Source organism: Ruegeria sp. Alg231-54 (assembly GCF_900143525.1).
Classification (GTDB): Bacteria; Pseudomonadota; Alphaproteobacteria; order Rhodobacterales; family Rhodobacteraceae; genus Ruegeria.
In genome coordinates, this window is the sequence record NZ_FREZ01000002.1 from 111216 (window position 1) to 131111 (window position 19896).

Here is a 19896-nt window from a genome sequence, read left to right on the forward strand (position 1 = left end):
TCAGTCCCCGTCCAGCGAGTTGAAACCGGCATTGATGCCCAACGTCGGGCCAAGCTCGGTCGAGGCAATGGCGCGGATATCGTTGATGGATTGCTGTAACGCCTCAAGGCGGAACCGTCCCTGCGGGGTTGCCACAGCGACAAATGCCGGATCGTCCAGTGACTGCGCACGGTCGATGGCTGCAGCGAATGCGCCGTCCAGATCTGCCGCGATGTCCGGATGATCTGCCGACAGGCGCGCGGCAAGGTCACGCAAGGCGGTCAGAGACAGCTGCACATGGCGCAGTGAACGTTCCGAACGCCGCGCCTCGGCGCGTTTTGGGCGGGGGCGGTCGAACGTACCCATCGGGCGGCCAAGGCGGGTATCGGCCGTGAATTCCAGACCAGTAATCAGGGTTTTATAAAGCTCTTGCATGGCTTCGTCTTCCGACCGGTATGGGCTGTTTTCGCCCGGATTTGCCAATGCCGGCGCGTAGCCTACCCAATCCGCGTCAATTGCCATCGCGTTGCGGTTAATATCTGCGGTTATGGCCTGCATCAGCGCGCAGCGATACTCGGCGCTGCCCAGATCGGTGAACCGTGGATCGTAGAGTATCAGTTCCAGCGCGAAAAAACCGCGTCCGGCTACGGAGGTTTCCGCAAAGGCATCCTGGGATTGAATGGCTGTATCCTCAGCAGCGATCAGGCCGGACAGGGCTTTGGGCGTAAAGCCCTTGGTGTCGGGCCAAAACGCCAATGCAAACGCGCGGTCTTCTGCCTCAGATGGGCCAAAGCGCAGATGACTAACCAAAATCCAGTCGTCAAACGCCGCGTGGTATGCAGTGCGAAGCGCGACCGAGGTTGGGTTGCAATCTGTCTGCGCTGCCTCGGCCAATTCGTCGGTGGCCTCCGTCAGTCTGGCATAGCCGGGTAGGATGTGCGCCTCGATGGCGTCGGACAGGATCGGGCCGCGCTCTTGCGCATAGGCGCTAAGCGGCAATGTCAGGGAAAGGGCAAGTACGAAGGCGCGCATGGGTCAAAGGCTTTCTAGAAAACGGATAAGGGCATCGCGGTCGGGTTTTGGCATCTCGACGACAGCGTCACGCGCTGCCTGCGCCTCACCGCCGTGCCACAGGATCGCCTCAAGTAACGACTGCGCGCGCCCGTCATGCAGAAACTGCGTATGTCCTGACACCTGCTGGGTCATGCCGATTCCCCAAAGCGGCGGCGTGCGCCATTCACGACCCGTGGCGCGCGCTTCGGGCCGATTATCGGCCAAACCTTCGCCCATGTCGTGCAGCAGCAGGTCCGAATAGGGCCAGATCAGCTGAAAGCTATGCTCGGGACGGTCTTCCACACGATGCGTCACGAACGAGGGCGTGTGGCACGATGCACACCCGGTGTCGTGGAACACCTGCTTGCCGCGCAACACGTCAGCGTCGTTCATATTCCGCCGGGCCGGAACACCCAGATTCCGGCTGTAGAAGGCGACCAGATCCATGCCGGTTTGATCGATTTCGAAGGTCCGGTCGTCGCCATCACCATGCGGTGCGTTCACGCAATCGATCTGCGAAGTGGTGCAGTCACCATGCGGAGCCGGGTAGAGCGGGCTGGAGATGCCGATATCCCCGGCAAAGGCCGCTGCGGATTGCTCCATGATCGTGGGCATGCCTGCCTTGTGGCCAAACCGGCCCATCATCGGCGCGCCATATTCAATCGCCCATACGATGTTGGGGCGGCCGGAAATCCCGTCGCCATCCTCATCTTCGGGGTCTGCGTTTGCCAACAAGTCTTCAACCGGGATCGCTTCGAGCAGACCCAGGCCGATCATCTGCGGGGCTACGCGCGGGCTTATCATGGCGTCGGGGTGCAGCGGGCCATAACCCAGATCCGCAGCCTCGTAGGTCGGGCGGCGCAAAGTAATGGTTTCCCCATCAGCCAACGTGACGGGAACGTCCTCGTAGGTGATATCCAGCCTGTATTCTGCCGGGTGGCCGGGAAGGGCCAGATCCTGCATCTGCCCGCCGTAATTCGGTTCGGGCAGGGTGGCGATGTAGTCTTCGATCTCGGCGTACCCGTCTTCGGATGTACCAGGGATGGACACGCGCAGGAACATCGAAATCGCGTTGTCATCTGACCCGTTGGGCGTATGCCCGCGCCCGTCTTTGATGTGACAGCGTTGGCAGGATCGTGCGTTGTACAGCGGCCCCAACCCATCCGAGGCCAGTGTGGATGACGGAGATGACACCCAGATTTTCTTGAACAGCCCGTTGCCGACTTTGAAGTCCAGCTCCTGCTCGAAACTCAGGTTGCCCGAGGGCTGCGAAAACGCATCTGCGTCGGTGCGCACGCGGACAGTTGCGGCACCACCGGGCAACTCTTCAAAGCGCTGCGACGCGCTGAAATCGTCAGGTGCGGTGGTTACCCGCGCAATCCTCGCTTGTTCGTCTTCGGTTCTGGGAAGGTAGTTGAGGTGAAGATCCCGCAGCTCTGCCGACAGGGATTGGGTGGCCGCAAGGGCGGCCACCGGCAGAAGGGCAAGCTTACTCGCCTTCGTCCATTTTCGATGCGTTGAGTTGCGCATAATTGGCTTCGCCAATCCTTTCGTGCAGGTCGAGCTGCGTTTCGAGGAAATCGATATGCCCTTCCTCATCCGCCAGCAATCCTCCAAACAGAGACATAGTGACGTAGTCGCCAGCGCTCTGACAGTATTCGCGCGCTTCCTTGTACAAGGCCCGGGCGTCGACCTCTGCGGCCAGATCACATTCCAACGTCTCTTTTGGGGTCTGGCCGATGCGCAACGGGTCAAGTTGTTGCAGATTCGGGTGACCGCCCAGGAAAATGATTCGCTCGATCAGCTTGTCCGCGTGCTCCATTTCTTCGATAGATTCTTCGCGGCTTTTCTTGGCCATGTGGCCAAGGCCCCAATCTTCCTGCAGGCGGTAATGCAGCCAATACTGGCTGACCGCCGTTAGCTCATGCCGCAGAGATTTGTTGAGATACTCTATGACCTTGGGGTCGCCCTTCATCTGCATTCTCCTGTGTTACCTCGCTGCGAAGTGCGCGAAGCTGCATCGGGACCTCCAACTTATCGCTGGAGCGCATCGAGTCTAGGAAAAGCGGCATGCACCCGCCACAATCTGCTGATTTTCCAAGGGCATGGTAGATTTTACCAGGGGTAATGACCGCGTAAGGATCAGACGTGCGCATCCAATCGATGGCTGCGCGGATATCGTGATCCGAGATGTTTGTGCAGTGGCATACGATCATAGCAATCAGGGCTCTGAGTTGTATTTCTTACTGTATTAGTAAGTTAATTTGGAAACGTCCAGAGGCAACAGATCAAAGGTACCTCACAAGATTTGGAGGCGGCGTGAAGCAGCCGCCTCCGTTTGGCGCAAACCTTGTGTTTTACTGGAAGACCGCGTCTGGGTTGTCCAGGCTGTCCGAACCTTCGAACGCGATTTGGTCAAGTTCCAATACAGTCACAATGCGCTCGATCGTCTTGGTCTGATCGACCAGACCGTTAACGCCACCCATGATCAGCACTTCGCCGCCTTCGTTGCCGCGTTTCAGCATCTGGTCATAGGCAAAACCGGCCTCTGCGGTCGATTTCAGACGCCCAAGGGCCTGCATGGTGTTGGCTAGTTTCACCTTCATCTCGGCATCCAGAGCCGGATCGTTGGCAACAACCAGATCCGACAGCGATGCGCCGGAAACCGGAGTGCCGTCGATGCGGGTGTAGCTGCCCAGATAGACGTTCTGAACGCCCAGACCATCGTAGTAGTGGCTGTTGTGGGTGTTGTCCGAGAAGCAATCATGCTCTTCTTCGGGGTCGTTCAGCATCAGGCCCAGACGCATACGTTCACCGGCCTGCTCGCCGTATGACAGCGAACCCATGCCGGTCAGAATGGCGCTGACGCCAGCGGTTTCGTCGGCCGTCAAGGCGGCGCGTGCTTCGCCACCTTCGGCCCATTGCGCGGCCATCCATTCCAGATCGCTGACCAGCAGATCAGTCGCAGCGCTCAGGTATTGTGCACGGCGGTCGCAATTGCTGTTGGTGCAGTCGTCACCCTGAACGTAATCGGTATACGGACGGTCGCCTGCGCCCGCGCCATGGCCGTTCAGATCCTGGCCCCACAGCAGGAATTCGATTGCGTGGTAGCCTGTGGCAACGTTTGCCTCGATCCCGTCGGCTTCGTGCAGGGTTTCGCCCAGCAATTCCGGGGTGATTTCGCTGGCGTCGATGGTTTTGCCCGACAGCTCAAAGCTGGGGTTGGCGATGACATTCAGCGCGGCGAACTCGTTCTCGTCAGTCGGACCGCCATAGGCTGCGTCCACATAGTCGATCAGCCCTTCGTCCAGCGGCCATGCGTTTACCTTGCCTTCCCATTCGTCAACGATCGCGTTGCCGAAACGGTAAACCTCGGTCTGCTGGTAAGGAACACGTGCGGCCACCCAAGCGGCGCGTGCTTCGGTGAGTGTGGCGTCAGACGGATCATCGATCAGCGCGTTTACGGCGGCCTGCAGCGACTTTGCCGCGATCAGGCTGTCTTCATATTTGGCTTCGGCGATGTTTGCGTAGGTGGTCAGAACGTCGATCTTCGCGGGGGCGTCCGCAAACGCTGCAGTTGCGATCCCAAGGGTCAATACGCTGGTGGCGGCAAAAAATTTGGTCATGGAGGTGACACTTTCCTGTCAAAAAAACTCACTAGCGCCGCCTCAGCGACGCGCATGCGCCAAAAACTGAGTTAATTAGTAAGTTAAGTCAACCTGAGTCTTATTGTCAGAAATAAATGTCGCACCCTTTCCCCATAATTAGCGGGGTAGATGGACCGAAGCCGCGATTGCACGGGGTTTTAATCACATTAGAATGAACTATGTGATTCCTCGTTGGATGGTGCTTTGTTTATGAAATGTGCAGCCATTGCTTTGATGCTGACACCGGCGATTGTTCTATCTCAGGTGCAAGGCCCTGCCCATGAACATGGTACGGGATATGTGGATATCACCTTTTCTGATCAGGCATTTACTTTGTCCCTCAACGTGCCTTCTGCAGACATCATCGGTTTTGAAGGCCGGGCCGAAACCGATGACGATCGCGCGCAGGTGGCGGTTGCGGTCTCAGACCTGTCCAAACCTCTGGGCGTGTTCGTGCTGCCGGAAGAGGCCGGATGCGTTACCGCGTCGGCCAATGTCACCCTTACGGGTGAGGGGTTGGGGCAGGACAATACCAACGAGTCTGCTGATCAAGATCAACATAGCGACTTTCTGGCCGACTACCTGATTCAGTGCCAGGATATTACAGCGCTGGCTAACATTCGGTTTGCGTATTTCGAACGGTTCGAAAATGCCCAGAAGCTGGTCTTGCGGGTGACCCGATCCGGTGAGACCCGGACGTATGAGGTAACTAGGAGCCAGCCGGATCTGGCAATGTGAAACTCTATAACGCGGGCCATAAGCGTCGACCCATGCCCGTTTCGCGATGTCGACCAACGGCTTGTAGATGGACCAGATCAGCAAAAATCCATCGCTGCAGGGGCGCCTGAAATACTCAGCGCAACCGTTCAGCCGCAACCCCGGAATAGGGCGGTATCTGCGTGAAGCCAAAACTCTCGAGCCAAAAGGTTGCAGTCGCGGCATCCACAGTGCCGTCGTTGTACGAAAAACAGTTTGGAATAGTCCCGTCGCCAATCTGCGACCTCGGTGGCGATATCTGCGCCAGCCGATCCAGAGATGATCATTTCCGCTATCCCACTTTGTTTCCACCCTCCGAGGCATGGAATAGATGGCGGATTGAAGGCGCTGAATGCCTATTATTTTGTTGCTCATTTGCAAATTGAGCATAAGCGTGCAGGAATCAGTGTTTTCTTGCATAGGTTTTGCAAAAATACCTTTTTAAAACAACATTTTAATGAGCAGCAAGTTTGATGAAACACTATACCGCTCGCCGGGCCATGAAAGTCGAGCGAATTCTGCACTACCTTCGGATGTATCGCAAAATCGCGACGAGCATCCTGATGAGCCTCAGGTCCCAGCCGGCAGAAGCTCCCAACGCTGGACGTACAAGAGATGAATGGGATCAGGAACTGAGACGGCTCGGAGCTAGCCTGGGCCTGACCGAGGGCTTCAAAACCGCTTTATTGCCCATGGTCGCCCCTTAAATCAGGGCAGGTAGCCTTTTTGTCGCTCAACCCTAGCAGGGTTCTAGAAAGGGCAGAGATGCGTGTGGTGTCAGATGAGCGCGGAAACTCGTATGAAGTTGAGCGCGAAACAACGAAATCGCCGCTCACAGATCAGTTCCTGAAGCTCTGCGCTTTGATTGGTGTTGCACCACATGAAGTAATCACCGGTGTCGTCGCTCCGTTTCGGAGCGGCGCATGGGGTGATCTCAGCACCGGTCAGAAGCGACGTTCTCTGGATGCCGGGTTGGAATTTTGGCGAGAACCATTGGCCCGCAAAAAGGTGCACTTGGTGCTGACGTGTTCGACAGAAGCAACGAAGGTGGCCGCAGCTCTTTTAAAGGCTTCGCCGGATTGTGAAACGCTCGCAGGTTGGGGAAACATCAAACTTCGTCGGTTTCGGTCGCCGGATGGCTGGATTGTTGTCGGGCTCCCACATCTTTCACGATTTAGGCTAGTTGGAAGACCTGTGTCAGAGGCCGCGATTTTGCGGTTACTGGTCAACCTGTGATTTCTGATCCTTAACGGACAGTTGAAAAGCTAAATTCTGTAAAGTGGCGTTTCAGTTAGCTGCTTTTTGATCGGGGTTGTAACGAAACTGTTTGACTTGCTTTCCGCAAGCCATCTTCATACTTAAAAGCTCACTGGCCTTGGGTTCGTTGGGAAGCAGTACTAACAACGAACAAGAATCACCCGGCGTAGCCGGGCTCTACTCAGTACGAAGCACGGGAAGGCCCTGTGTTCACAGAGTGGAGACCGCAATAGCAAATTCAGCCGATTCAGAATTCAAAAAATCACTCCTCAAACCAACCCGGAATAACCTGACGCGTCAGCAACAGTTACAGAAACTGCTGTCCCGTAAGTCTGGTGCCACGATTGTGCAGATTCAGAATACCTTTGGCTGGATCTACAGACACTTCCAGAGCTACCAAACTCGTACCGTCGGAATCGCGAACTGAGACTGCGGCCGGAAATTGACCATTGTTGCGCTCACGTTCGGGTCTCAGCTCAAAGCGCCAAAATCCAAGCGGCTGAAAACACGCCACAAAATGCGGACAATTATTCAGCATATGATTTAAGGGAAAATCATGGCTGGGGTGGTAGGATTCGAACCTACGGTACACTGTACCAAAAACAGTTGCCTTACCACTTGGCTACACCCCAACGATGAGGCGCTGTCTACGATTGTTGATCGGTGGGTTCAAGACCTTTCAGGCAAAAAAATGAGTGCGGATTGAAAAAAATCTGAAGGCGCTAATCGAAGATCTGAGGGTGGCTTGTTTTCTTGGGAAAGGTGTTCAATCCTGCTGTATCTGGTCGTTTGCCAGGGCTGCTGAGTGTACGCGGAATGGGTCGCCCATAGAGCCTGAACTTGCGGTGCGGTTTTTGAAATCTAATGTTTCGCGATGGGCTGGATGCGCGCATTGGTGGCAGGGCGTTCGGGTTGGAAACTCTGAAAGGGAAGAGAATGAAGTTTCTACGTACGCCAGGTACCCGGTTTGACGGGCTCTCAGATTATCCGTTTGCACCGAATTACGCGCAGGTGGATGACACCGAAGGCGGCCAGTTGCGGATGCATTATGTGGATGAAGGGCCAGCCGTGACCGATCCGGTACTGATGATGCATGGCGAGCCAAGCTGGTCCTACCTTTACCGTCATATGATTGTGGGATTCGTCGCGCAGGGACATCGCGCGGTTGCACCAGACCTGATTGGGTTCGGGCGATCCGACAAGCCAACCGAACGAAGCGACTACACTTATGAGCGGCACGTGGCTTGGATGGGTGAGTGGCTGCGCAAGGTAAACCTGCGCAACATCACTCTGGTTTGCCAGGACTGGGGCGGGCTGATCGGGCTGCGGTTATGGGCAGAGATGCCCGACAGGTTCGCGCGTATCGTCATTGCCAATACAGCACTGCCGACCGGCGATCAGCCAATGGGCGCTGCGTTTGAGAACTGGCGCAGGTTCAGCCAGGAGGTCCCGGTTTTTCCGGCTGGGGGAATCCTGAAAGGCGGAACTGTATCGCCCCTGTCCGAAGACGTTATCGCGGCCTATGATGCGCCTTTTCCAGATGAAAGTTACAAGGCCGGGGCGCGGCAGTTTCCCATGCTAGTGCCAGCGACGCCTGATGATCCGTCCTCGGGTCCGAACCGGCAGGCTTGGGAGGTGATCCGAGGGCTTCAGACACCTGTCCTCACTGCTTTCGGGGCCGATGATCTGGTCATGGCGGGGATTGATGTGGTGTTCCAGAAACTGTGCCCGGGGGCCGCAGGGCAGCCTCATGTTATCTTGCCGAATGCGGGGCATTTCTTGCAAGAAGACGTTGGTCCGGAACTGGTCAAGCTGACCTGCGATTTCATCGCGCGCACACCCCGATCCGACTAGGTTATTCTCGGATTTCGGCTGGGTCGACGCCCCAAAGGTTCGTTTTCTGTGCCCAGCCGCGATACCCGCCCGCAGAAATCTGACACCAATCCAACGAACAGCTGCCAAGGCGCGCCACGACGCCGGTTTCAAATTGGGCGCTGACCGGGGCCTTTGGGTCCGGACTGGTGTACACGGGCAGTAGTTCGGCATCGACTAACACCGTTCGAACACCGGACAACAGAGCATAGTGCACCCATCCCCCGGCGCCGTCGCGGTCCTGAACCCTGCGCCAGTTTCCGTATTCTGCCGTTATCTGCAGTGGCATGCCGCGCCGTTTGAAAACCCAATCGATTCGGTGAGTTAGTGATGGGCCTCGGCGCACATTGCCCTCGGCGGCTTTCATCGAGACAAACCGTGGAAGGGGCAGGTTGGTAACTTGGCCACGCTTGTCCTGCGCGCTGGCGGGCAGGGTGCCAAGCACGGTTAGGAAAACAGCGAATGCCGCCGAAACAAGGCGTTTTACGGGTAGAAAACCACTCACTTACTGTCTGCTCTTGTGCCTGTTGATCTTGCTTCGAAAAAAGGTCGACTCAATGCCTATGGGGTTCTTGTGCCCCGCCTTATCCTGCGCCACGATGACATGGCGCGCGAAGGTTTGCAAAGCAGTGGGAGTGCAGAGGTGTCAAGAGAACGTCTGAGTGTTGTCGTTACGCGACGGTTGCCCGAGGCGGTTGAAACCCGGTTAAGCGAATTGTTCGATGTGCAGTTGCGCGACGATGACAGCCCGATGACCCGCGAAGAGCTGGTGAAGGCCGTGAAAACCGCCGATGTTCTGGTGCCAACCGTGACCGATACGATCGACGGTGGCCTTTTGGGGCAAGCGGGTGAAAACCTGCGCTTGATCGCGAATTACGGGGCAGGGGTCGACAATATCGATGTCTCGACCGCGCGTCAGAGGGGCATTCTGGTGTCGAACACCCCGGGGGTTCTGACCGACGATACCGCTGATATGACCATGGCGCTGATTCTCGCTGTGACCCGCCGAATTCCCGAGGGTCTGTCTGTTATGCAAAAGGGCGATTGGACCGGGTGGGCGCCAAATGCCTTGTTGGGCGGGCGTATCGGCGGGCGACGTTTGGGCATTTTGGGCATGGGACGTATCGGCCAGGCCGTGGCGCGCCGTGCCAGCGCTTTTGGGATGCAGGTGCACTACCATAACCGCCGCAGACTTCGCCCCGAAACCGAGCAAGAGATGGAGGCGACCTATTGGGAAAGCCTCGATCAGATGGTGGCGCGAATGGATGTGATTTCGGTCCATTGCCCGTCGACACCGTCTACCTTCCATTTGATGAATGCACGACGGCTGAAATTGATGAAGCCGACAGCCGTTATCGTGAATACCTCAAGGGGTGAGGTGATCGACGAAAACGCTCTGACACGCCGGATACGCTCAGGCGAAATCGCCGGCGCGGGCCTGGATGTCTATGAGCATGGGACGGATGTGAACCCAAGATTGCGACAGTTACCAAACGTTGTTCTGCTGCCCCACATGGGGTCGGCCACGTTAGAGGGCCGGATCGAAATGGGCGAGAAAGTTATTATAAATATCAAGACTTTCGAAGACGGTCACCGCCCGCCGGATCAGGTGGTCCCCGCAATGCTTTGATCAGGTGTTTCCCGCGTTTTGATGCGGGCGGTGCCAATTTACACACGCATATTTTCAGGAGGATACGATGAAACGAAGTCTGATTTCGGGAGTGTTGCTGTCGGCGGTGGTGCTGGTAGGACCATTGACTGCTCAGGAGACGGCAGATGCCGTTGCGCCCGAAGGCGCGTCCGAGGGGCAGGTGCAAGGCCTGACCGAAGAGGTGATCGCTGCGCTTGAGGCCAAGATGGCAGGGCAGCCGGTCACATCTGAAAACTGGATGGTCACTGCTGCGAATCCATTGGCGGTTGAAGCAGGCGCAAAGGTTTTGCGCGCTGGCGGGTCGGCGGCTGATGCAATGGTCGCCGTTCAGGTTGTGCTGGGGCTGGTCGAACCGCAATCGTCGGGCCTTGGTGGCGGTGCATTTTTGGTTTGGTATGACGCTGCATCGGGCAAGCTGACCACACTGGACGGGCGTGAAACGGCCCCGCTTGAGGCGAACCACAGGCTGTTCCATGACGAAAACGGCGAACCGCTGAAGTTCTTTGATGCGGTTGTCGGCGGATTGTCGGTGGGCACACCCGGGACACCGGCCTTGCTGGAAGAGGCGCACCGGCGCTGGGGCCGCAGTCCCTGGCCAAGCCTGTTTGCCGATGGCATCGCGTTGGCGAACGACGGCTTCCTGGTATCTCCGCGCCTTGCTGGCCTGGTCGAAAAGGATGCCGAACGCCTGTCGCGCTTTCCTGCAACCGCGGAATATTTCTTGCCCGACGGTAAGCCACTTGAGCAGGGGCAACGCTTGACCAACCCGGCCTATGCCGAAACTCTGCGTATTTTGGCCGACGAAGGCTCGGCTGGCTTTTATGGTGGTGAAGTTGCCGCTGGCATCGTCAGCACCGTACGCAACGCCGAAGGCAACCCGGGCGTTCTGTCGGGAATTGATCTGGCGCTGTATCAGGTGATCGAGCGTGAACCAGTGTGCGCAACCTATCGCGCCTATGAGGTCTGCGGCATGGGCCCGCCATCGTCAGGCGCGCTGACCGTTGGTCAGATTCTGGGCATGCTGGACGGCTATGATCTGGCTGCAATGGGCCCCGAAGACACCAATGCATGGCGCCTGATCGGTGATGCCTCTCGTCTGGCTTTCGCAGATCGCGGTCGCTATATGGCCGATCATGATTTTGTTCCCATGCCCACACAGGGCTTGGTTGATCCATCTTATCTGTCCGACCGTGGCGCTCTGTTAGGCGGAGAAGCCGCCCTGACAGAGGTCGCACCGGGTAACCCCGAGTTTGATCATGCGTCGAATTGGGCCGACGATGTCTCGATCGAGTTACCCTCAACCTCGCATATCTCGATCGTTGATCAGTACGGAAACGTCCTGTCGATGACGACGACGATTGAGAACGGGTTCGGTTCACGACTGATGACAAACGGGTTTCTGCTAAACAACGAATTGACGGACTTCTCGTTTAAAACGCACAGTGACGGTGTTCCAATTGCCAACCGGTTGGAGCCTGGCAAACGCCCACGTTCGTCGATGAGCCCTACAATTGTGATGCAGGACGGCGCGCCTGTTCTGGCCATCGGATCGCCGGGCGGTAGCCGTATCATCGGCTATGTTGCCAAGTCGATCATCGCCTGGGCGGATTGGGACATGGATGTGCAGCAAGCTCTTTCACTGCCGCATCTCGTCAATCGTTTTGGCACTTATGACGTCGAAGTGGGAACCGCCGCCGAAGGGTTTTCGGATCCGCTGATCGAGCTGGGTTTTGAAGTGAACCCGCGCGACCTGACATCGGGCCTGCATGCGATTGAGATCGGGGATGTGCTGGTCGGCGGTGCCGACCCACGTCGTGAGGGAATTGCGCTGGGCGAATAGCCCGGCGTTTCAAAGGGGAAGACCATGGTGCAGGCAGTTGCTTTGCCGCGAAATGAAGTGGGGATCGAGGCAGCTGTCGGCATCCTGAAACAAAAGTTTGGTGACCGGTTGCAAACCGGTCAGGCAATCCGCGAAAAACATGGTCACACGACCACCTGGATCGAAAACCAATCCCCGGATGCTGTGGTTTTTCCGCATTCCACGGAAGAGGTCTCCGAGATCGTCAAAACCTGCGCCACGCACAAGGTACCGGTGATTGCATTTGGTACGGGTACATCGTTGGAGGGTCACGTGAACGCCCCTGCTGGTGGTATCTCGGTTGACCTGACCCAGATGAATAAGGTGCTGGCTGTGAACCCGGGTGATCTGGATTGCGTCGTACAGCCGGGTGTGACGCGCGAAGACCTGAATACCCATTTGCGGGATCAGGGCCTGTTCTTTCCGATCGACCCCGGCGCGAATGCCTCGTTGGGTGGAATGGCGGCGACGCGGGCGTCCGGGACCAACGCGGTTCGCTATGGCACGATGAAGGACAATGTCCTTAGTCTTGAGGTGGTCATGCCGGATGGGCAGATCATCCGAACCGGGCACCGGGCCAAGAAATCCTCGGCGGGTTACGACCTGACCCGACTGCTGATCGGGGCCGAAGGGACGCTGGGAATCATCACCGAACTTACCCTGCGCCTGCAGGGCATCCCCGAGGCGATCACCTCGGCCCGTTGTTCATTTCCGTCTGTGGATGCGGCCTGTCAGGCTGTCATGATGACGATCCAATATGGTGTTCCGGTGGCGCGGATTGAGCTGCTGGATGAAATGTCGGTCCAGGCCGCTAATGCCTATTCCGGGCTGAGCCTGCCGGAAACGCCATTGCTCTTGCTCGAGTTCCACGGATCGGAAAACGGTGCGGTCGAACAGTCCGAAACCTTCAACCAGATCGCGGAAGAGTTCGGTGGCACCGATTTTGCGGCGACCTCAACGACTGAAGAACGCAATAAACTCTGGCAAGCCCGGCATGATATGTACTGGGCTTCCTTGCAACTGCGTCCGGGCGCGCGGGGAATTTCCACGGATGTCTGCGTCCCGATCTCGCGTTTGGCAGAGTGCGTCACAGCGACTCAGGACAAAGCGCGTGAGCTAGGACTTATGGCCCCCGTGGTTGGGCATGTCGGGGATGGCAACTTTCATTCCTTGCTGCTGATCGACATGGAAAACGCGGACGAAGTCAGCAAAGCTGACCAATTCGTCGGTTGGCTGAATGATCTGGCTATTTCGATGGAAGGCACGTGCACGGGCGAACATGGGATCGGACAGGGCAAACAGCCCTACCTGGTCAAAGAGCTTGGACCAGCGGTCACGTATATGACTGCCATCAAGAAGGCACTGGACCCCGATAACATCATGAACCCCGGAAAGATCCTGTCGAACACGTAGAAACGGCGCATCCTTGGGAATTCCGCCTCAAAGCCACAAGGGTGCCCAATTCTGCGGCTATCAATTGCGAAAACAAGCAGTAATTGAATTTGAGGTCATAATGGGAGCATTGAGGTTTCTTGGCTTTGCACTGATCGTTGCAATCGTCATGGCCGGTCTTGATTATTATCAGCAAGATAAGAAGACCGAAGACAAATTGACGGCCAGTGGATACGTAGAAGTGTTTAAACAGCGGTTCGCCAGATTTAGCGAACAAAAGAACGCACAAGAGTTAGAGCGCGAGCGACAGAAGCGTTGGCGCGCCGGCGGCAAATCTTATCTGCCTGAAACAAACAAAGAATGGGTGCGTCGGGCTATTGTCGATCGTGATTTCACACTAGATGCACGTGAAGGCGTGTTGCAGGACAATATCAGAGAAGCAGCTCGACCGTTGGCGAAAAAAGTGGCCGTACAAAAAACCGAGCAACTGGCATCCAAGATGGACCGCAGCAGTTGGGTCTATGAAAACGGTGAACATACGATCTGGGTGCAGATGCTGCTCAAGAAAGACGCCAAGTCCAACACGCTAGCAGGCAACATCGCCCAGTCCATTGACGCTATAGACTTCGGCAGAAGCGACTATGTGCCGTTCGGAGTCATAGGGGGCGTCGCATACTTCCAGTTCGTGCAGAACGATTACAATGTCCCGACAGTAAGCGATCGGGCGTTCTGGTCGATTATAACGGCCAGCAAAACAGATCTGAGAACACCGGCTAACTTTGAGATTTACAAGGCGACACTTGGTTTAGGTCAGGAAATTCAGCTGAAAGCTTATTCCGATGCACCACCTGAGAAAATCCATTCGTTCTTTAGCGATCTGGACTATGATCGCTTCAACGCTTTGCTGAGCAAGCCTGTGCCGGGGATTGGCAATGCCTCAAAAGTAAACCCCGAGACCGAAGTTGAGTTGGCTGTGAAAATGGCAGAGGTTCGGTCGGAATTCATGAAGCTTCGGGGCGAATTGGCGCAACTGAGGCTCGAAAATGTCGACGGGATGGCTCTGATCGCAAACACCATGGCGGCACAGTATGGGCTGGCGGGGGACACGTTCGACCTGACAGCAAATAAGATCGAATCTGCGGATGATTTGGTTCAGGTCGCATATCGCAAGGGGCTTAGCGATCTGCTGGAGGGGCAAATTGAAGAAGCCAATCCGGGTGGCAACGTTTTCGGTCGGCTATTTGCGAATTTTCAAGGCGGCGAAGAAACTCCCAAATCAGAAGCCGCCAGCCCTGCTGGTTTTTGGGCGGGCCTGAGATCGTATTTCCAAAGTACAGGCTCCGCAGAGGCATCTGATGTTCGTATCAACAAAGGGTCCGCTGGAGTGGTCAGTAAATGCGCCACAAAAGACGCCTTCAAAAAATGTTCGTTGACAGGCGGCTAACGCATACCGGTCAGATGTGAAAAACGACCTCCAATAGATTGGGGGTCGTTTTTTTTATATCACTGGTCGGATGAATGTCGCGCCGGGGCATTCAAATGCGCCATATGGTGTCAACTGAATTCAAGGGGAGACGCCCGGTAATGAAAACCCAAGTCAAAGCACTGGTTGTTGGCGGCGGTGCCGTCGGCACTTCGATTGCATATCACCTGGCCAAGGCAGGCTGGGACGATGTGATGCTAGTCGAACGGGATGAGCTGACCTCAGGGTCCACATGGCACGCAGCGGGGCTGTTGCCGCTGTTCAACATGTCCTATGCGACGACACACATCCACAAGTACTCGGTCGACTTCTACAAGCAGCTTGAGGAAGAAACTGGTTTGAACGCAGGCTTTGCCGTTGTTGGCAATCTGCGCATGGCACAGACACAAGAGCGCATGGATGAATACATGCTCTATGCGTCCACGGCCGAAACCTGTGATGTCGCATATGAATGGCTGACCCCGGACCAGATCAAGGAACGCTGGCCGCTGATCGAAACTTCGGACCTGAAGGGTGCGATCTATCACACCGAAGACGGCTACATTAACCCCGCCGATGTAACGCAGGCGATGGCCAAGGGCGCCCGTCAGCGCGGTGTCGACATCGTGCGCAAAATGCAGGCCGATGCCTTCCATTGGAACGGCACTCACTGGGAAGTCACCTGCACCAAAATGGTCGAGAAGGGCGGTAACCTCATCCCGTCGGATGAGCAGGTGGTTATCACCGCCGAGCATGTCGTGACCGCATCGGGCAACCACGCGCAGCGCACGGCCAAGATGCTGGGCATCAAGATGCCCGCGATCCCGGTCGAGCATACCTTTATCGTCATGGACAAAGACCCTGAGCTGGTCAAATGGCGTGAAGCGGGCAACCCCGAACACCCAGTTGTCCGTGATGCCGACAACGAATCTTATGCACGCGAGGAACGCGGCGGATGGATTCTTGGCATCTATGAACATGGCGCGCCGGCGCAGTTCGAACATGGTGTACCGGACAGCTTCCGTGCTGATCTGTTCCCGCTCGATCTCGACCGGATTGCAGACCAGTATATGGCAATGGCCGAGCGCGTGCCGTCCTGTGCCGAATCCGGCTTGAAAGACGATTTCAACGGCCCGATCTGCTACACGCCCGACGGCAACCCGCTGGTTGGTCCGGCTCCGGGTCTGCGCAACATGTGGCTGGCCGAGGGGTTCTCGTTCGGTATCACCGCCGCAGGCGGCACCGGCTATTATCTGGCGCAGATGATGGTCGACGGCGAAGCCGAGATCGACATGGCTTCGCTGGACCCCAAACGTTACTCGTCGAACTGGATGACCACCGAGTTTGCGGCACGCAAGAATGAAGAGTGCTATGAGCACGTCTATATCCTGCACCACCCCGATGAAGAACGTGCTGCCTGCCGCCCGCTGCGGACTGTTCCGGCCTATGACCGTCAGAAAGCGCGTGGCGCACAGTTTGGCTGGGTTAACGGCTGGGAGCGCCCGAACTACTTTGGTCCGCTGGATGCACCCGAAAACTTCGACCATGATGCCCGCTCGTTCCGCCGCGGTGGCTGGTGGCAGCATGCCGTTGACGAAGCAAAGGCGATCCGCGAAGGCGTTGGCCTGATCGACGCATCGGCCTTCACAAAGCATGTCGTCAAAGGCCCCGGTGCGACCCAGTTCCTGGATTGGTTCACCTGCAACAAGCTGCCCAAGGTCGGTCGTATCAACCTGACCTACGCGCTGACCTCGCACGGTACCACCCGCACCGAATACACCATCGTCCGTAACGGCGAGAACAACTACTACATCGTCTCTGCCGGTGCCTGGACCGAGTACGACGCCGATTACCTGCGCAAGGCGGCCGAGGACAAGATGGAGGAGTTCGGTTACATCGAGATCCAGGACGTGACCACTCAGTGGGGCGTTTTTGCCATCGCCGGACCCAAATCGCGGGACGTTCTGAAAGAGGTCATCAAAGACGCCGATCCGGAAACCGCACTGTCCAACAAGCGCTTCCCATGGCTGTCGGCCCGTCAGATCGAACTGGGTATGTGCCCGGTCAACGCGATCCGCGTGGCCTATACCGGTGAGCTAGGTTGGGAACTTCACCACCCGATTGAGATGCAGAACTACCTGTTCGACCTGCTGGAAAAAGCTGGTGAGAAACACGGTATGAAGCTGGTCGGTGCCCGCGCCCAGAATTGGCTGCGTCAGGAGAAATCCTATCGCGCCTTCGGCACCGAGCTGGGCCGCGACGCGACCCCGCTGGAAGCCGACCTGCCGCGCTTTGTCGACCTGTCCAAAGACTTCTATGGCAAGGCCAAGCTGGAAGAGACTGGCGTGCGCGTGAAATGCTGCACCCTGCTGATCGACGGACCGGAGGATGCCGATCCTTGGGGCCGTGAAGTGCTGTATACGCCGGAAGGTGAACGCGTCGGTCGTCTGACCTCGGGCGGTTATTCGGTCGCCTTCGAGAAATCCATCGGCATGGGCTATGTGAAACCCGATCTGGCGGTCGAAGGCACCAAGCTGAAGGTCAAGCTTCAGGACAAATTGTGGGATGCGGTCGTCACCTGCGACAGCCCCTACGATCCGAAAAACGAAACCATCCGCAAGGACGGCTGATCAAGCAAAGGCCCCGGAGATTTCCGGGGCCTTTTTTTTAAGCAGATAGCTCGTCAAAGCATTCCAACGCCTTAGCGGCATACATCATCGATGGTCCTCCGCCCATTTGAATGGCCATGGCCAGAACGTCTGACACTTCTTGGCGGCTTGCTCCGGCTTTGATCAGAGCTTCGGTGTGAAGCGTTATGCAAGGCTCGCATCGGGCCGCGATGGACATCCCCAACGCGACCAGCTCTTTGGTTTTGTAATCCAGCGAACCGCCTTCTTTGACGGTTTTTCCCAGCGCACCGAAGGCACGGGCGGTATCAGGGATTGCAGCGTTGAGGTTGCGCAGATTGTTGCGCGTATCCGACAGCTTGTCTTGCCAGTTCATTTGTGGGCTTCCTATAAACATATCACCTTGTGAATATGTTTATTGAAGCTGCCTGACTTTGATCTTGATCAGACTGCAGGTCTTTCAGCGACAAATGCCAGGTTGTTTGCCGGCATTTCAACAGCACCGATTAAACTCAGTTGAACTCGACGCAGCAGGCCCAGAATGTCGGCGTCATCCTTGTATCCGATGTCCGGGTCTTGTTGGCTCAACGCAGCATGAAAGTTCTGGTCTCCGGCACTGGTCAACTGGCCGGAGCGCATGAATGGCCCGTAGAGGATTAGCCGACCGCCCGGGTTCAGAGCCAGCGCGGCCTCGGTCACCAAGGCTTCCACCTCCGACCAACTGATCAGATGCAGCAAGTTGATCAAGAGGATCAGGTCATTTGCCCCGTGAACGGTATGCCAACCGGGTTGGACCGCATCGAGTTCTATCGCAGGGGCTATGTTTTCTAAGCCTTCGGCATATGCGTCGATTGAAGCGCGTCGTTCAGGTTCAACCTCACTGGGTTGCCAATCCAGACCGGGCAGTCGATTTGCAAAAGCCACGACGTGCTGCCCTGTACCACTGGCCAGTTCCAGCGCGCGACCAGACACAGGGGCGAACTGAGCCAGCAAATCACACAGCGCGTCGGCATTCCTGCTGGCCGCTGGAGCGACCAATTTTTGCCCATCGGATACCGTCGCCACGCTGGCATTTGCGGGAAGTTTGCGTTTCGTCATCCACGTAACCTTTCTGGCCTCAGGGCGGAAACGCTCGCCGCCTCCAAATCTGAACGAGCACCAGTCGTCAAATCTGCCACCAGCTGTGAGGCCGCCGGTGCCGTTTGAAAGCCATAACCGCCTTGCGCTGCCGACCAGATAAACGTGGGTTCGGCAGGGTCGGGGCCTAAGACCAGCGCACCATCCGGCGCAAAGCTGCGAAGCCCAGCCCAGTTCGCCTCGACCCTTGTGACCGGCTCGGTCACCATTGCTTCGTACCGCGCCAGACCCTCGGCCAACACCATGTCGTCCGCATAGGCATCATGGGGAAAGGTCGGATCAGCCTCGCAAGGGGAAACGATCAGCTTTCCGGCATCCGGTTTCGCATACCAGCCTTCGCCAGCGCCCAACATCAAAGGCCAACCGGTCACGTCATGACCGGCAGGGGCGGGAATACGGGCCACTGATCGTCGGCGCGGTTCTATGCCGATCGGTGTAACGCCGGCCATCATGGCGATCTCATCCACCCACGCGCCTGCGGCATTCACAAGGGCTCGGGCCTCGAAACTTTCTGCCGCTTCGACAAACCAGTGCCCAGCTTTGGTGATGCTTTTGACCTTTTGGCGGGTCAGAATCAAGCCACCGTTGGCCCGGATTACACGTGCGAAATCTTGCATCATCCGGTCGGTATCAATGTCAAAAGCAACGCTGCTGGCGGCGGCAAATCCAACGGTCTGAGGGTTCAGTATCGGAACCCGCGAAATGGCCTTCTCAACCGAGATTTCTGACAGGTGAAGGTCAGCCTGATCCTGAAAAAACTCATCTCGTTGATCATGCCCGGCGATCAGCATCAACCCGCGTGGCGACAGATAGCCGTTCGATCTCAGATAAGCTTCGCTCGCTGCATTCAGGGTCTTCACGGAAGGCGGTCCATAGCCCTTTTCAAACAACGCCGCGGACCGGCCAGAGGTGTGATATCCCAGCGCGTCTTCGCCTTCGAGCACGACGACATGTCCATGTTCAGACAGGCGTGCGCCCGCGCTTAATCCGGCGATGCCGCCACCGATGACCAGGAAATCGATCATGTCAGAAACTCTGCCCGGGGATCACGCCAAAACGGGTGAATTTGAGATCTACTTTTATTCATGCGCAGAGCTTCGCACGCGTAACACTATTGGAAAAGAGGCGTAATTTCCGCAATGTAAACTTGAACCAAAGAAGGTGTCCTGTTTTTAGTGCAGCCATCATCGGAATCGGAGAGAAAC

Annotated in this window: 18 protein-coding genes and 1 tRNA gene; 9 read left to right on the forward strand and 10 right to left on the reverse strand. The window is 56.8% G+C overall.

All coding sequences use genetic code 11. The annotated features are described in order from the left end of the window. The 5 genes from DHN12_RS05070 to DHN12_RS05090 form a co-directional block, all read right to left on the reverse strand. Positions 1-1011 carry an imelysin family protein gene (locus tag DHN12_RS05070; protein WP_108859206.1) on the reverse strand — a complete coding sequence of 337 codons (1011 nt, stop codon included), beginning with the start codon at positions 1009-1011 and terminating at the stop codon, positions 1-3. Positions 1012-1014: 3 nt separating this feature from the next. Then, a complete protein-coding gene (locus DHN12_RS05075; protein WP_199913472.1) occupies positions 1015-2562 on the reverse strand; it encodes a di-heme oxidoredictase family protein in 1548 nt (515 codons plus the stop codon). Then, a complete protein-coding gene (gene bfr, locus DHN12_RS05080) occupies positions 2522-3007 on the reverse strand; it encodes a bacterioferritin (RefSeq protein ID WP_108859207.1) in 486 nt (161 codons plus the stop codon). The genes DHN12_RS05075 and bfr overlap by 41 nt, the downstream gene beginning before the upstream one ends. After that, the gene (locus tag DHN12_RS05085) at positions 2955-3248 is read right to left on the reverse strand and encodes a bacterioferritin-associated ferredoxin (protein ID WP_108859208.1); all 294 of its coding nucleotides are present in this window, start codon (positions 3246-3248) and stop codon (positions 2955-2957) included. The genes bfr and DHN12_RS05085 overlap by 53 nt, the downstream gene beginning before the upstream one ends. Positions 3249-3389: 141 nt before the next feature. Next, the gene (locus DHN12_RS05090; protein WP_108859209.1) at positions 3390-4658 is read right to left on the reverse strand and encodes an imelysin family protein; all 1269 of its coding nucleotides are present in this window, start codon (positions 4656-4658) and stop codon (positions 3390-3392) included. Positions 4659-4889: 231 nt separating this feature from the next. On the opposite strand from DHN12_RS05090, the gene DHN12_RS05095 reads away from it, so the two are divergent. The 3 genes from DHN12_RS05095 (at position 4890) to DHN12_RS05100 (ending at position 6142) form a co-directional block, all read left to right on the forward strand. Beyond that, a complete protein-coding gene (locus DHN12_RS05095) occupies positions 4890-5417 on the forward strand; it encodes a DUF2796 domain-containing protein (protein ID WP_108859210.1) in 528 nt (175 codons plus the stop codon). Positions 5418-5684: 267 nt separating this feature from the next. Beyond that, complete coding sequence (locus DHN12_RS24380; RefSeq protein WP_159089973.1) at positions 5685-5909, forward strand: hypothetical protein; 225 nt, start codon at positions 5685-5687, stop codon at positions 5907-5909. Continuing rightward, positions 5909-6142, forward strand: coding sequence for a hypothetical protein (locus DHN12_RS05100; protein WP_108859211.1), 234 nt, complete (start codon positions 5909-5911; stop codon positions 6140-6142). Before DHN12_RS24380 ends, DHN12_RS05100 begins: the two co-directional genes overlap by 1 nt. Before the next feature lie 1107 nt (positions 6143-7249). Here DHN12_RS05100 and DHN12_RS05110 read toward each other — a convergent pair. Further along, positions 7250-7324, reverse strand: a tRNA-Gln gene (locus DHN12_RS05110). 304 nt (positions 7325-7628) lie between these two features. Here DHN12_RS05110 and DHN12_RS05115 point away from each other — a divergent pair. Then, positions 7629-8546 carry a haloalkane dehalogenase gene (locus DHN12_RS05115; RefSeq protein ID WP_108859486.1) on the forward strand — a complete coding sequence of 306 codons (918 nt, stop codon included), beginning with the start codon at positions 7629-7631 and terminating at the stop codon, positions 8544-8546. 1 nt (position 8547) lies between these two features. On the opposite strand, the gene DHN12_RS05120 is transcribed toward DHN12_RS05115, so the two are convergent. Continuing rightward, on the reverse strand, positions 8548-9009 hold the full coding sequence (locus DHN12_RS05120) for an SH3 domain-containing protein (protein WP_234416571.1): 462 nt from the start codon (positions 9007-9009) through the stop codon (positions 8548-8550). 198 nt (positions 9010-9207) lie between these two features. Between DHN12_RS05120 and DHN12_RS05125 the strand changes: the two genes are divergently transcribed. The 5 genes from DHN12_RS05125 (at position 9208) to DHN12_RS05145 (ending at position 17557) form a co-directional block, all read left to right on the forward strand. Then, positions 9208-10194: a D-glycerate dehydrogenase gene (locus tag DHN12_RS05125; RefSeq protein ID WP_108859488.1), complete on the forward strand. Its 987-nt coding sequence runs from the start codon at positions 9208-9210 to the stop codon at positions 10192-10194. 67 nt (positions 10195-10261) lie between these two features. Beyond that, entirely contained in the window at positions 10262-12055 is a 1794-nt protein-coding gene (gene ggt / locus DHN12_RS05130; RefSeq protein WP_108859213.1) for a gamma-glutamyltransferase, read from the forward strand. Between the two features lie 24 nt (positions 12056-12079). Next, complete coding sequence (locus DHN12_RS05135; RefSeq protein WP_108859214.1) at positions 12080-13486, forward strand: FAD-binding oxidoreductase; 1407 nt, start codon at positions 12080-12082, stop codon at positions 13484-13486. A gap of 64 nt (positions 13487-13550) precedes the next feature. After that, entirely contained in the window at positions 13551-14909 is a 1359-nt protein-coding gene (locus DHN12_RS05140; RefSeq protein ID WP_159089974.1) for a hypothetical protein, read from the forward strand. Positions 14910-15049: 140 nt separating this feature from the next. Beyond that, the gene (locus tag DHN12_RS05145; protein WP_108859216.1) at positions 15050-17557 is read left to right on the forward strand and encodes an FAD-dependent oxidoreductase; all 2508 of its coding nucleotides are present in this window, start codon (positions 15050-15052) and stop codon (positions 17555-17557) included. A 37-nt stretch (positions 17558-17594) separates the two neighbouring features. Here the strand turns inward: DHN12_RS05145 and DHN12_RS05150 are convergent, their stop codons facing one another. The 3 genes from DHN12_RS05150 to DHN12_RS05160 form a co-directional block, all read right to left on the reverse strand. Then, on the reverse strand, positions 17595-17930 hold the full coding sequence (locus tag DHN12_RS05150) for a carboxymuconolactone decarboxylase family protein (RefSeq protein ID WP_108859217.1): 336 nt from the start codon (positions 17928-17930) through the stop codon (positions 17595-17597). 68 nt (positions 17931-17998) lie between these two features. After that, positions 17999-18652, reverse strand: coding sequence for a DUF938 domain-containing protein (locus DHN12_RS05155; RefSeq protein WP_108859218.1), 654 nt, complete (start codon positions 18650-18652; stop codon positions 17999-18001). Continuing rightward, positions 18649-19716 carry an FAD-binding oxidoreductase gene (locus DHN12_RS05160; RefSeq protein ID WP_108859219.1) on the reverse strand — a complete coding sequence of 356 codons (1068 nt, stop codon included), beginning with the start codon at positions 19714-19716 and terminating at the stop codon, positions 18649-18651. Before DHN12_RS05160 ends, DHN12_RS05155 begins: the two co-directional genes overlap by 4 nt. Positions 19717-19896 lie beyond the last annotated feature (180 nt).

Excerpts from the sequence above, each read along its gene's own strand:
- DHN12_RS05070 (WP_108859206.1), bottom strand. The coding sequence starts at position 1,011 with ATGCGCGCCTTCGTACTTGCCCTTTCCCTGACATTGCCGCTTAGCGCC.
- DHN12_RS05075 (WP_199913472.1), bottom strand. The coding sequence starts at position 2,562 with ATGCGCAACTCAACGCATCGAAAATGGACGAAGGCGAGTAAGCTTGCC.
- bfr (WP_108859207.1), bottom strand. The coding sequence starts at position 3,007 with ATGAAGGGCGACCCCAAGGTCATAGAGTATCTCAACAAATCTCTGCGG.
- DHN12_RS05085 (WP_108859208.1), bottom strand. The coding sequence starts at position 3,248 with ATGATCGTATGCCACTGCACAAACATCTCGGATCACGATATCCGCGCA.
- DHN12_RS05090 (WP_108859209.1), bottom strand. The coding sequence starts at position 4,658 with ATGACCAAATTTTTTGCCGCCACCAGCGTATTGACCCTTGGGATCGCA.
- DHN12_RS05095 (WP_108859210.1), top strand. The coding sequence starts at position 4,890 with ATGAAATGTGCAGCCATTGCTTTGATGCTGACACCGGCGATTGTTCTA.
- DHN12_RS05100 (WP_108859211.1), top strand. The coding sequence starts at position 5,909 with ATGAAACACTATACCGCTCGCCGGGCCATGAAAGTCGAGCGAATTCTG.
- DHN12_RS05115 (WP_108859486.1), top strand. The coding sequence starts at position 7,629 with ATGAAGTTTCTACGTACGCCAGGTACCCGGTTTGACGGGCTCTCAGAT.
- ggt (WP_108859213.1), top strand. The coding sequence starts at position 10,262 with ATGAAACGAAGTCTGATTTCGGGAGTGTTGCTGTCGGCGGTGGTGCTG.
- DHN12_RS05135 (WP_108859214.1), top strand. The coding sequence starts at position 12,080 with ATGGTGCAGGCAGTTGCTTTGCCGCGAAATGAAGTGGGGATCGAGGCA.
- DHN12_RS05145 (WP_108859216.1), top strand. The coding sequence starts at position 15,050 with ATGAAAACCCAAGTCAAAGCACTGGTTGTTGGCGGCGGTGCCGTCGGC.
- DHN12_RS05150 (WP_108859217.1), bottom strand. The coding sequence starts at position 17,930 with ATGAACTGGCAAGACAAGCTGTCGGATACGCGCAACAATCTGCGCAAC.
- DHN12_RS05155 (WP_108859218.1), bottom strand. The coding sequence starts at position 18,652 with ATGACGAAACGCAAACTTCCCGCAAATGCCAGCGTGGCGACGGTATCC.
- DHN12_RS05160 (WP_108859219.1), bottom strand. The coding sequence starts at position 19,716 with ATGATCGATTTCCTGGTCATCGGTGGCGGCATCGCCGGATTAAGCGCG.